At 36.4% G+C, this 11,453-nt stretch carries 11 protein-coding genes, 1 tRNA gene and 1 rRNA gene; 3 read left to right on the top strand and 10 right to left on the bottom strand.

Going from position 1 to position 11,453, the window contains the following annotated elements; genetic code table 11:
* The 3 genes from KHA94_RS11500 to KHA94_RS11490 form a co-directional block, all read right to left on the bottom strand.
* Positions 1-118, bottom strand: a 16S ribosomal RNA gene (locus KHA94_RS11500); the annotation flags it as partial.
* A gap of 1,128 nt (positions 119-1,246) precedes the next feature.
* Positions 1,247-1,804, bottom strand: a complete 558-nt coding sequence (locus KHA94_RS11495; protein ID WP_213102225.1) for a GNAT family N-acetyltransferase — start codon at positions 1,802-1,804, stop codon at positions 1,247-1,249.
* A gap of 24 nt (positions 1,805-1,828) precedes the next feature.
* Positions 1,829-2,746 carry a DMT family transporter gene (locus KHA94_RS11490; RefSeq protein ID WP_213102224.1) on the bottom strand — a complete coding sequence of 306 codons (918 nt, stop codon included), beginning with the start codon at positions 2,744-2,746 and terminating at the stop codon, positions 1,829-1,831.
* A gap of 227 nt (positions 2,747-2,973) precedes the next feature.
* Here KHA94_RS11490 and KHA94_RS11485 point away from each other — a divergent pair, with 227 nt between their 5' ends.
* Together KHA94_RS11485 and KHA94_RS11480 are read left to right on the top strand one after the other, a co-directional pair.
* Positions 2,974-3,666, top strand: coding sequence for an MgtC/SapB family protein (locus KHA94_RS11485; RefSeq protein ID WP_213102223.1), 693 nt, complete (start codon positions 2,974-2,976; stop codon positions 3,664-3,666).
* Between the two features lie 346 nt (positions 3,667-4,012).
* Positions 4,013-4,085, top strand: a tRNA-Ala gene (locus tag KHA94_RS11480).
* Between the two features lie 243 nt (positions 4,086-4,328).
* Here the strand turns inward: KHA94_RS11480 and KHA94_RS11475 are convergent.
* Entirely contained in the window at positions 4,329-4,580 is a 252-nt protein-coding gene (locus KHA94_RS11475; protein WP_338030771.1) for a YolD-like family protein, read from the bottom strand.
* Between the two features lie 319 nt (positions 4,581-4,899).
* On the opposite strand from KHA94_RS11475, the gene KHA94_RS11470 reads away from it, so the two are divergent.
* Positions 4,900-5,292, top strand: a complete 393-nt coding sequence (locus KHA94_RS11470) for a YolD-like family protein (RefSeq protein ID WP_213102222.1) — start codon at positions 4,900-4,902, stop codon at positions 5,290-5,292.
* A gap of 645 nt (positions 5,293-5,937) precedes the next feature.
* Here KHA94_RS11470 and KHA94_RS11465 read toward each other — a convergent pair.
* The 6 genes from KHA94_RS11465 to KHA94_RS11440 form a co-directional block, all read right to left on the bottom strand.
* A complete protein-coding gene (locus KHA94_RS11465) occupies positions 5,938-7,140 on the bottom strand; it encodes a CbiX/SirB N-terminal domain-containing protein (protein WP_213102221.1) in 1,203 nt (400 codons plus the stop codon).
* A 91-nt stretch (positions 7,141-7,231) separates the two neighbouring features.
* Positions 7,232-8,212 (bottom strand): ABC transporter substrate-binding protein, encoded by a 981-nt coding sequence (locus KHA94_RS11460; RefSeq protein WP_213102220.1) that lies wholly within the window; start codon positions 8,210-8,212, stop codon positions 7,232-7,234.
* A 22-nt stretch (positions 8,213-8,234) separates the two neighbouring features.
* Complete coding sequence (locus KHA94_RS11455; protein ID WP_213102219.1) at positions 8,235-8,999, bottom strand: ABC transporter ATP-binding protein; 765 nt, start codon at positions 8,997-8,999, stop codon at positions 8,235-8,237.
* Between the two features lie 2 nt (positions 9,000-9,001).
* Positions 9,002-10,042: a FecCD family ABC transporter permease gene (locus KHA94_RS11450; protein WP_213102218.1), complete on the bottom strand. Its 1,041-nt coding sequence runs from the start codon at positions 10,040-10,042 to the stop codon at positions 9,002-9,004.
* Positions 10,035-10,874, bottom strand: a complete 840-nt coding sequence (locus KHA94_RS11445; RefSeq protein WP_213102217.1) for a class I SAM-dependent methyltransferase — start codon at positions 10,872-10,874, stop codon at positions 10,035-10,037. Before KHA94_RS11445 ends, KHA94_RS11450 begins: the two co-directional genes overlap by 8 nt.
* Before the next feature lie 36 nt (positions 10,875-10,910).
* On the bottom strand, positions 10,911-11,450 hold the full coding sequence (locus tag KHA94_RS11440; RefSeq protein ID WP_213102216.1) for a cob(I)yrinic acid a,c-diamide adenosyltransferase: 540 nt from the start codon (positions 11,448-11,450) through the stop codon (positions 10,911-10,913).
* Positions 11,451-11,453: the final 3 nt, after the last annotated feature.

Raw genomic sequence — 11,453 nt, 5'->3', positions numbered from 1 at the left:
TGTTACTCACCCGTCCGCCGCTAACTTGCGAGAGCAAGCTCTCACAAGTCCGCTCGACTTGCATGTATTAGGCACGCCGCCAGCGTTCGTCCTGAGCCAGGATCAAACTCTCCAATAAAGAGTTGATATAGCTCACTTGCACACGGATGTGCTGACGTCGATGTTGCCACAGGACGTGGCGTTCTTAATCGACGATCATTTATAGTCTTATAAAAAGACTTAGAATTAACGTTGACGTTTTTGTTCGCTCAGTTTTCAAAGAACAATGTTTTTCTTGTTTATCGCTCAGAAGCGACTTTATTAATTTACCATATTACCTCATTAATAGTCAATAACTTTTTCAAAAAATCTTTTTTCATATTTAAGTTATTTTGTGAGGACGAGATCTAATATAACATGCAGAAAAAATGTTTGCAATATAATTTTTATTTTTTCTTTATAATTTCTTCCTATTCCCTACTATTAGTTTTTATTTGTTAATGAAGTCATTTGGGATTATAAGTAATGAAGGATTTTATTTTGAAAAAATTTAGCATCAAGTATCTTAATACACTTCATAACAATAGTACAAATCGCTTCATTTTTAAAAAAACACCATTTTCCTTCAAATAAAGAAATTACACTTTTATACTCCCCAAGATCCTCATGATACATTACATGTGTATAAAAGAAGAGTTACTTCAAAGGATTTTTCAATAAATACTCCCTCTGAACTTTCTTAAAGGGCTACAGGATGATCATTTAGCTATATAAAATTCAATATGTGATAAGAAATTAAGACTTCGAGAACAAACCATACATATTGCTATTTTATTTCACATCCACAAACTTATTAACAAAATAAATATTAAAACGAAAGTAATCCACTGACTTTTCCACAAGTTGTGGATAAATTTGTGCGCTTTATCCACAGTTACTGCGAGAAATCCAAAGTTATACACAGCCCTAAATTGAAAATAACTAAAAATAATAAGGAATAGTACCCTTATTTATTTCATACTATCTATTAACACTAGCTTTTGGAGAAAGGTGTGAATCTTACTGGAATCGGCAGCATTATATCTATCAGTATTAATGGCAGTATACCTATTCTCTTATGCATACGTAGAAGGTATAAAGATTGCAAATTCTGAAGGAAAAATATATGGTGGTACTTTCATATTTTCAGTAACAACTGGTTTTATTTTCTCAGGATTGACTTATGTGTTTATCTAAAAAAGGAATCCCCTTAACTTAAGAGGATTCCTTAAAAATTGTCTTTAATAATGGCAGAAATGGCTGCATCAACAAATTTTCCTTTTTCAAAAAACCTCTTCTTTAATACCCCTTCATAGACAAATCCATTCTTCTCAAGAACTCTGCCAGAGGAAATATTCTGTGGATCATAAAATGCTTCAATCCTGTTTAACTTCATTTCATTAAATCCGTATTGAATAACTGCACCAATTACTTCAGTCATAGTTCCTTGACCCCAATGGTCAGGATGAAGTTCATAACCAATCTCAGCCTTCCAATGTTCCTCTTCAATCGCATGAAATCCGCAAGTACCTATAAACAGACCTGTTTCTTTTAAAACGATTGCCCAACGAATTTGTTTTCTTTCATGGTATCTATTTAGAAGTCTTTCAATTAGATCTGCAGCTTGTATTTCAGAAGTAAACGTGTCAAGATCATAGAACTTTGTCACTTCGTCCTTTGAAAAATAACTAAACATTCTAGGAGCATCACTCATTTGAAGCTTACGTAAAATAACTTTTTCTGTCTCCAATTCTGGAAACTCAGCAAAAGTTCTTTCAAAGTGCATTTTCTTCACTCCTAATGATTCTTGTTAGTTTAAACGAGTTTGATCAGAAACTTTTCTTTTCTTCACCCTTACACTTCTTTCATCAAGTAAGAAAAGAGATACTCCAATGATGATAATCCCTCCTCCAAGAAGCTGTGTCCAAACCACTGATTCTTGTAATAAATAATATGCGAGAACAGCTGCACCTACTGGTTCAAAAAGAATAGCCATTGAAATTGTAGAGGTACTTAACCATTTTAAAGACCAATTAAAAATGGTATGACCCAATAATGTCGGGATGAGGGCAAGAAGGATAAAGTAAACCCAGTCGCTCGTACCGTATGGAAGCAGCGGTTCCTGTTTTATCAAAACATAAATCAATAGTGTAATAGTACTGATACTGTAAACAACAAAAGTGTAAGTAATAAGAGATAATCTTTTTCTGACTGTCTGGCCAAACATCAAATATGCGGTAACTAACGCACAGGCGATCAATGCTAAGATATCTCCAAATAAAGCTGAACCACTAATTTTTAAATCTCCCCAGCTAATTATGACACTTCCTAATACTGCAATAATCCCGCTTAGAATTGCTTTCCATGAAAACTTTTCTTTAAAGAAAAAATAAGTTCCAATAAAAGCAAAAAGTGGCTGCAGAGTCACTAACACGGTTGAACTCGCAACAGATGTGTAATTTAATGACTCAAACCAAAGAATAAAGTGAAAGGCAAGAAAGACACCAGCAATAACGGAGAAGAGCCAATCCCGTTTAGTAATAAGTCGAAGCTCAGGAACATACTTTATTAGAAATATAGGTAACATAATTAAGACAGAAAAGAATAGCCTGTAAAATGCAATAACCCCTGATGGAGCTGTTGATACTTTAACAAGAATGGCAGATGTTGATACTGAAAAAACACCAATGGCCAAGGCTACATAAGGATTTATTTTTGTGTCTGACATGATAGTACTCTCCTTATTTTTTAGGTTAGGTTGTTTTACCAAATCTATATTACGATAATTTCTATACTTTTTCAAAATTCTTTATAAAATCTTATGATATTATAAAAAAATCATCATAAAAACTTTAAGATGATGGAGAATGCATTCCGAATAGAGGTTGATTCAAAATGGAGCCGAACCAGCTCTTGTCCCTTTTCATAGAAAAAATAATGAGGAGTGGGGATAATATGAGCGAACTAGAATTAGAAATTTTAATAAAACTCGGGATATCTGCTGTCCTCGGTCTCGTAATAGGGATTGAACGTGAATTAAAAAGAAAACCTGTCGGGTTAAAAACAAGTCTCGTTATTTCTATAGTTAGCTGCCTATTGACAATTGTATCGATAGAGTCAGCCTATATTTTCCCTGGAAAAGAGGGAGTTAATATTCAAATGGATCCTCTCCGTTTAGCCGCACAAATTGTATCAGGCATTGGATTTCTAGGAGCAGGTGTTATTTTAAGAAGGGGAAATGACACCATTTCCGGCCTAACGACAGCAGCTTTAATATGGGGAGCAGCTGGAATAGGTATCGCTGTTGGAGCGGGCTTCTATCTCGAAGCAATGACAGGTGTTGCTTTGTTAATTATTAGCGTTGAGGTCATACCTTTTTTGATAGGACTTATTGGTCCAAAGCAATTAAGAGAGAAGGAAATTACCCTGCAGCTAAAAGTAACCAATAAGGAAAACATTTCAGAAATTCTTTCAGCAATAAAAAATTTAAAAATATCCATTAAACGTGTCCGAATCAAAGATTTGGAAGAAAGAAAGCATCTTATTCAACTAATAGTGACTATTAATAATAAGAAGAGCATTACAGATGTTTACTACAGCGTATCTGAGCTAAAGGGAGTTAAAAGCGTAGATATTGAAAGCCTTTAGATACCGGCTTTTGATAAAGAAAACTCGCCGATTGGCGAGCCTTGGAAAGGCGAAGACAGAGGTGTAGCTGCACTGATACTTAACTCCTAAAATTGGAAACTACGTCGGATCATCTTCTGCGCTGGCAATTTATACTTTCTTAACGTATTAGAAAATCTTGGTCTTCGTCAAGTCCTTTTTGGCGAAGGCCTTAGTTTTAATTATGCGATATTATGTGCAAAAATATTATTTTAACTACTCATTCACTTTGGTACATTATTACCCTTAAACCTTCTGATTAGCTTAAATAATTTCCCTCTTGAAAAAAACTCCATTTGCAGCTATAATTTTTCATATATCTCAATACGGGGGATTAGCTCAGCTGGGAGAGCGCTACGCTGGCAGCGTAGAGGTCAGGGGTTCGAGCCCCCTATTCTCCATCAGAAAAAGCCTTGTATATCAAGGCTTTTTCTATTTTAGTTAATCATTTGTATATTTATTTTTTTGGATTATCGCCGGATTGTCGCCGAAATAGATTTTTTGATTATTTTCTTGAATTTTAAACTGCATTTCCTACTTGTTTTAGGACATTTAATATTAATGGTGTAACTCGGAATCAACACTTATCCTAATCCACTATTTTAAACGAAAAGAACCGCCTCATAATTAGACGGTTCTTTTGATTAGTATCCAGGAGCAATTTCAACTTTCATTATATCCATAAAAGGAACCTTAGTAATTTCTATGTTCTTTTCAATATGTATTAATCTTGTTCGGCTATCCATCTTAACTATCTTCCCTTGGACTGGCTCTTTTTCCCAAACATTCAATATTACTTCTGAATTTTCCCCATTTGCCTCTACAAGTGCATTACCAATCTCTTCAAGTTCGAACTCGTCTCTTGTTGGTCGTTTTTTCTTTACAGCCATTATTATGCCCCTCTTTAATGAAGCAGCAGCGTACTTTTAAGGTGAGTAACATCTTATCGGTCGGACCAGTGCGAAAAGTAAGATATAGCAATAAGCTCGAAATGAGTCCTCGTTAAAGGATAATACCTTTATTCGTCGCTGGCTAATATTACCTCTGATGTCCTGATAAATCATTTCTAGTACAGTGCAATCATTAACAGCCCTTTTTAGTGTGTTTTTCATGGTCGAACCTCCCTTACCAATAATTATATACGAACTTTTGTTCGATTTCAAGTTGATATCCGAACGAATGTTTGTATAATTATTTATAAGGAGATGACATGTAATGATACGTGATCGAGGGATTAAAAAATGGCAGGGATTCTTTATGCCTGAACATATTGGCAAGCTGAAAGAATATGATCGGAATGAAAAGAAGAAAAAAAAGCCCGAACTAGATGAACAAGAGCTTGAAGAGATAGGCATTATGGTGATGGACTCGTTGAACTATACTTTGCCTATAAAAATTACAACATGGCAGGATTGTTATTTTAAATTTCATGAAGGAATTATTTCTAAAGTGGACCATCTTATGAAATACATGATACTGGATACTAACAATGGAAATGAAAAAATATTGATTAATGATAACCGCTGTGGAGAGGATTTAGTATGCTCAGGATACCTCAGCATGATCGGGACATTATTAAGAAAGCTATGTGCTTACTTGAGTCTGTAAGAATTAATGCTGAGTCTGTCGCAAAAAGATCCTTTCAGAAAGGCGAAGGATTTGCCGGGTATATATGGGAGACTAGAATACCTGAAAATATAGTAGGACCCCAAGTATAAGGAATTAATTATAAAAATATGAAATTATAGGGTTGAAAACCCAATTTATTTTTTCAATAAGTAAATCACACCAAGTATAATAGCTACCACAGATAACAACATAATAATAATTAAAGGCCAATTAAAAGAAGTTAACATTTTGCACCTCCTAGTTATTTGTTAAATACAATACTACCAAATCTAGTGGGAAAAACAACCAAATTAAAATATTTAGTTGTTTAAAAATAATAGAGGAGAGATTTTAGTGAAAAAACTTTTTTATTCATTGTTTGTAGTTTTGTTAGTAAGTATGACAGCATTTAATACTGGCTTTTACGGGTAGTTTATCTCCCACCTAACTTCTTTGCTTTCGCTAAATTTTGAGGTGGGAGTATTACTGCCCGTTAATGCGGGATAAAAAGCTCACCCTCATAGGCAAGCTTCCTAATTAATAACATAATCATAATTTACTACTACGGTTAATAATTTGCCTCTGGCACGCCCCAAAAGTTAGAGCCGTACCCAGACCATAAAACAAAATCCAGTTTCTATCTATTTAATCATGGTGATGGTGATGATGTTCATAACCATGCTCTTCCGTATATTTCCGGAAGTTTTCTAAATCTTGCATTCCAGTCGATGTACCGTCTAAAGCTTGATTCATACGTTCTAATAATACCGTTCTTAACTTTGGATGATAGCCAAAATACTCAGCAATATCAATTGATACATGCGGATAAGTCTCTTTAAACTGTTCAGCCATTTTATTCATTCTTTCCATTAATATACCGGTAAATAAGAAATACGGTAACATAATGATTTTTTTGGCACCTAATTTAAGACAACGTTCCATTCCATCCTGCACAGTTGGCTTCGTTACCCCCATAAAAGCACATTCAACGGTAGATACATTTAATTTTTCCCATAATAACCGACTAATTTTATAAAAGTCACTATTAGCATATGGATCGCTGCCACCACGACCAATTAATAGAATTGACGTATCATTATGTTTTTGATTCACATCAAAACCTACTTCAGTAAGTCTTGCTATTAGAATTTCAATAATCTTATCATGAACGCCAATCGTTTGGCCATAGGTGAATTGAACATCCGGGAAATGTTCTTTAGCATGTTCAATTTCAGCTGGGATGTGCAGTTTGGAGTGTCCGGCATGTAATAAGATGATAGGAATCACGTGGATTTCATCCGCACCTTTTTCAATACATAATTGAATCCCATCTTCAATATTTGGTGATGCAAATTCTAAAAAACACGTTTTTACAAGAAGGGCCGGATCAATGTATTCTTTCGTTTGTTCAATAAATCGGCGAACTTCTTCATTTCCTGCCTCTAGCCTGCTGCCATGGCCAACAAATAATACAGCTTTTTTCAACGGCCCTTTTCCTTTCCTGTATTTATTGATTCCTTTAAAGCGGTTGTCACCACGTTTACGTTCACCGTGCTCCATTGAATAAATAATCGATTCTTCTTCAACTGCTTCATGAACAATAGCACGTGCCGTTTCTTCATGTTGCACCGAATACCATGTCCCTTTCGGGTAATCAATGACGACGCATTTATCTTTACAGCGACCGTTACAGCGTGTACGCGATGTATGAATATGCTCATCTAAACGATTATTACGGATTTCATTACGAATTTGTTGCGTGACCTCTTCCGCTCCTGCTCCCATACAGGTAGCCCCATTGCAAATAAGCAGGTGACGCTGCATTTGCGTTAAATTCCAAGTCGTCATAAAGTGAGAACTCTCCCCTCTTGCATGAGTGCTTCATTCGATTTGTAAATCATTTGCTAATCGTGATAAAGGCTAGAAATTTCTCAATGGTTTAATAAGCATCCGGGTAGAAACCTTTTGCTAAAATCTCGATGGCTTCTGCTACACAAACACCTTCAGATGCTGCCGATAACGGTAAAATGACAAATTTCTCGTTTTGTACAGCAGGTGTTTGGCTTAATGCCGGGTCTGATTTTAAGAACTCGATTTTTTGATCCGCTGTCGTTGAATCATAATCAATCACAACAATCACTTCAGGTTGACGTTCGACTGCATCTTCTTTTGAAACGGTAGCCCAATTTCCTTCAACATCACCAAAAACATTGTGCCCACCAGCCATTGTCACAAGTGTATTCATAAAGTTTTGTGCTGCAGTAAATACTTCTTTTTCTCCACTATCAAATACTAAAACATCTAGTGGCTCTTTTACTTCTGGTAGTTTAGATGTAATCCCTTCAATCTCTTGATTCATTTTGTCAATTAGTGCCTCACCGCGATCTTCTATTCGGAAAATTTTTGCGATATTTCGAATATCTGTATAAATCTCTTCTAATGTTGGTGCTATATTAACGGACGATGATTGTAAGTAACTATTAATGCCTAAATCCTTTAATTCTTCACGTGTTGCAATATTTTTCTCATTGAAGGCACTTGACCAACCACCATATAGAAAGTCTGCTTCTACAGAGATTATTTGTTCTTTTGATGGATATTGTTCAGCAATTACTGGTACCTTGTCATAGGCTTCTTGCAATGGCTCATAAATTTTATCATCTAAATAAGCAGTACCAACCATTGAATCCTCTAAGCCTAGGGCTAACATGATTTCTGTCACATGTTGATTTAATGAAACAGCACGTTTTGGTGCTTCTTCGTATTCATTCACAAACCCCTCATTCTCAATAACGACTTTTTCCGATTGCTCTGTTTTTTCATCTTTTATATTTACTGTTTTTCCTTCTTCACTTGAGCATGCGCCTAGTAATAGCGTTACCATTAAAATTAGAGTAGTCCAAATTCTTCTGTTTTTCATGTTCATATGTCCTTAATTCTATTTAACTTCTTGTGTAAAAAAATAAATGTAGTTTTTTTGTAAAGGGGTTTTTGGTTACACCAGCCTGCATATGAAATACTTGCTTCAATGTCTCTTCTGTCAATACTTGTTCGGGTGTTCCTTTCATATAGAGAGCCGCGTCTTTCATTACAAGTAACTCATCACAATAAGCAGCAGCCAAATTTAAATCATGCAGTGCCGCTACAATCGTAATGGGCAGATCCTTCACTAAATCCATTAATTGATATTGATGTTCGATATCAAGATGATTGGTCGGTTCATCTAATACTAAAATTTTTGCCTGCTGTGCGAGGGCGCGTGCGAGCATAACCCGTTTCTTTTCACCACCGGATAATTGACCAAAAGAGCGGTTTTCTAAATGCAATACGTTTGCAAGCCGCATACTCTCTTCGACAATAGCAAAGTCTTCGTGATTATCGTTATCAAGCCATTTTTTATATGGTGTCCTCCCCATCATGACTAAATCTTTCACGGTAAAATCAAAAAGTACCGGTGTGTCTTGACTAACAACAGATATTTCCTGTGCAAGCTTTTTTTGTGCGAAATAAACAATATCTTTCTCATATAATGTCACCACACCGCTCGTTTGTTTAAGATGACGATAGATGATTTTTAACATCGTTGATTTTCCGCTTCCATTCGGTCCAATAATGCCAACAAATTTCCCTTGATCAATCGAAAACGTAAGATTCTGTAAAATTTGCTTGTCCATTATTGAAAATGATATATCTTTAACCTGGAGCATCGTTACTCACCATCCCCAAAAGAATATCTTTGACGTCTAAGCATCCAAATAAAGAAGGGGCTGCCACAAACAGCGGTAATAATTCCGATTGGCATTTCTGCAGGTGCGATAACAACTCGTGCGACCATATCCGCCCAAACTAAGAAAATCGCACCGATTAATGCACTAATCGGTATAACAACTTTGTAATTTGAACCTATCAGCATTCTTACGAGATGTGGAATGATTAATCCGACAAAGCCAATGCTTCCACTGACTGAAACAACAACACCTGTAAGTAATGAGACAAAAATTATAATAAAGATTCGAAAACGGTCTAAGTTAATACCAAGTGTAGCGGCTGTTTCTTCTCCCAGAAGTAAAGCATTAAGCTGACGATAGTTCAATGATAGTAATATAAAAACTAGGAGAAACGTAAAAAATGGGATTCCAATAGTTGACCACTTCGCACCTGCTAAACTACCTAGCATCCAATACATAACAGCCTGAATACCGCCTTGTTGCTTAGACATCATCAGCATAAGATTTGTAATAGCGGATAATACCATCGAAATCGCAATCCCCGCCAAAAGTAAACGAATAACAGATATGCGTCCATTAACGCGTGCTAATAGAAACACAATTATGACTGCGACAATAGCTCCTAAAAAAGCGGCAAAGGATAGGGCATAGATCCCTAAAGCACTAAATGCATCGAGTAAAATGACCGATGTTGCACCCACTGAAGCACCTGACGATACCCCTAAAATATAGGGATCTGCAATCGAGTTCCTTACTAATGCTTGAATTGCTGCACCACTAATTGAAAGTGCCGCTCCAACAATCGCTGCAAGTACTACACGGGGGAAACGTATTTCCCAAATAATGATACTTTGTGCTCTTGAAGCATTCGTCTCTGTCAATAGACCTAATTTAGAGAATAGTACTTCCCAAATAATACGCGGCGTTATACCAACAGAGCCCACCATCACCGCAAAAGTCATTGAAGCAAGAAGGCCTGCTATTAGCGCCAATATTAAAAATGTAAATCGAAACTTAGGCATGTAAATCTGTGGGCTCCCAACTAATTATCGCAGCATAGAATGGATATCGATATACATACTGGCCACTCTCCATTGTAATAAAACGGTCGATCGAGACTTTTACATGTGCCATTTCATGCTGTGGTGATAAGATTTTTTTACTTTGTTCTTCATAGAGTTGTTCTAATGTATCGTAACGATATATACGCTCTAGCTTGACCAATTCACAATCCGCATAAATGCCTAACTGATACAGCATATTCATGATGGTAATGTAATCACGACGCGGATATTTAATGTCATAGCCAAACTGCTCATCTAAGATAACGTAGTGTGGCTGAATGGGTCCTGTTGTTAAACCAATAATGGCACGTTTTTTGGCGAGCTTGTTGATTTTTTTTAGTGCCGCATTCATTTCATACATGCGGTAAAAGCTATTCACCCCAATAACAACATCGTGAGGCTCAATTTGTGCTTCTTCCCATTTACTATGAATGTACTGAACGGGTGCATCGCTATCATAGTATTGTTTTAAATAGGCAAGCACACTTTCAGAACCATCAACTAGAGTTAAACTTTTGACATCTTCACTTAATCGGAATGTATAGTTACCCCAACCTGGTCCAATTTCAATACAGCTTGCCTCTTGTGGGATATGCTGCCTTATTTTTTCGTAAACTTTTTTCGCATAATCATCTGTTTGTTTATATGTTTTTTTCTTCATGGACTGAGCCCAAAAGGCTTCTTCCAATACATCATCGACCATGCGCTCTGGCATCTTTCCATGCCAATCTAACATGCCTTCTTTCCACAGCTTTTCAAAGTCAATTTTTAATGGGGATTTTTTTATCATATCATCGGATCTTCTCCTTAATATCAATAGCATTCATTAAAACTCAAGCCCCTTCATTGCCTTGACATCTTGCTCTGTATAGTAATGTTTGGTTGCGTCAATTGTTGACACTAAATCAGCTAATGCCAGCAATGATGGATGTGCAGAACGCCCTGTGATGACTACGTGCATCGTTTTGGGACGGTTTTGTATTGCCTCTACCACTTCTGCAATTGGCAATACATCATCGATTGGAAAACGTGTGATAGCCAATGAATTATTCAACTCATCTAGCACTAATAGATCTGTTGTCTCATCCTGAAGCTCCTCTTTTACAATTTGCCATGCTTTTGCAAGTGCTTGGCGATGCTCCTCTGGTGTTTTCGTCCATGTAAATCCGACCCCTAATTGCACGGTTTCGACACCTAGTTTCCGTAAGGCAATTTGTTCACCATAAGTACGTTCAGGCGATTTAATAAATTGAAAATATTTCACCTTCATACCGCGGCCAATCGCTCGCAATGTCACACCAAGTGACGCAGTTGTTTTTCCTTTCCCCTCGCCAGTGTACACTAACAACATCCCTTGTCGTGCCATGTA

The sequence above is a fragment of the Cytobacillus citreus genome (assembly GCF_018343665.1).
Taxonomy (GTDB): domain Bacteria; phylum Bacillota; class Bacilli; order Bacillales; family Cytobacillaceae; genus Cytobacillus; species Cytobacillus citreus.
The sequence above is the reverse complement of the archived record's forward strand: the minus strand, read 5'-3'. Positions and strand labels throughout refer to the sequence as shown.

Coding starts and splice junctions, on each gene's coding strand:
- KHA94_RS11465 (WP_213102221.1), bottom strand. CDS start 7,140: ATGACGACTTGGAATTTAACGCAAATGCAGCGTCACCTGCTTATTTGC.
- KHA94_RS11445 (WP_213102217.1), bottom strand. CDS start 10,874: ATGATAAAAAAATCCCCATTAAAAATTGACTTTGAAAAGCTGTGGAAA.
- KHA94_RS11495 (WP_213102225.1), bottom strand. CDS start 1,804: ATGCACTTTGAAAGAACTTTTGCTGAGTTTCCAGAATTGGAGACAGAA.
- KHA94_RS11460 (WP_213102220.1), bottom strand. CDS start 8,212: ATGAAAAACAGAAGAATTTGGACTACTCTAATTTTAATGGTAACGCTA.
- KHA94_RS11490 (WP_213102224.1), bottom strand. CDS start 2,746: ATGTCAGACACAAAAATAAATCCTTATGTAGCCTTGGCCATTGGTGTT.
- KHA94_RS11470 (WP_213102222.1), top strand. CDS start 4,900: ATGATACGTGATCGAGGGATTAAAAAATGGCAGGGATTCTTTATGCCT.
- KHA94_RS11440 (WP_213102216.1), bottom strand. CDS start 11,450: ATGGCACGACAAGGGATGTTGTTAGTGTACACTGGCGAGGGGAAAGGA.
- KHA94_RS11455 (WP_213102219.1), bottom strand. CDS start 8,999: ATGCTCCAGGTTAAAGATATATCATTTTCAATAATGGACAAGCAAATT.
- KHA94_RS11450 (WP_213102218.1), bottom strand. CDS start 10,042: ATGCCTAAGTTTCGATTTACATTTTTAATATTGGCGCTAATAGCAGGC.
- KHA94_RS11485 (WP_213102223.1), top strand. CDS start 2,974: ATGAGCGAACTAGAATTAGAAATTTTAATAAAACTCGGGATATCTGCT.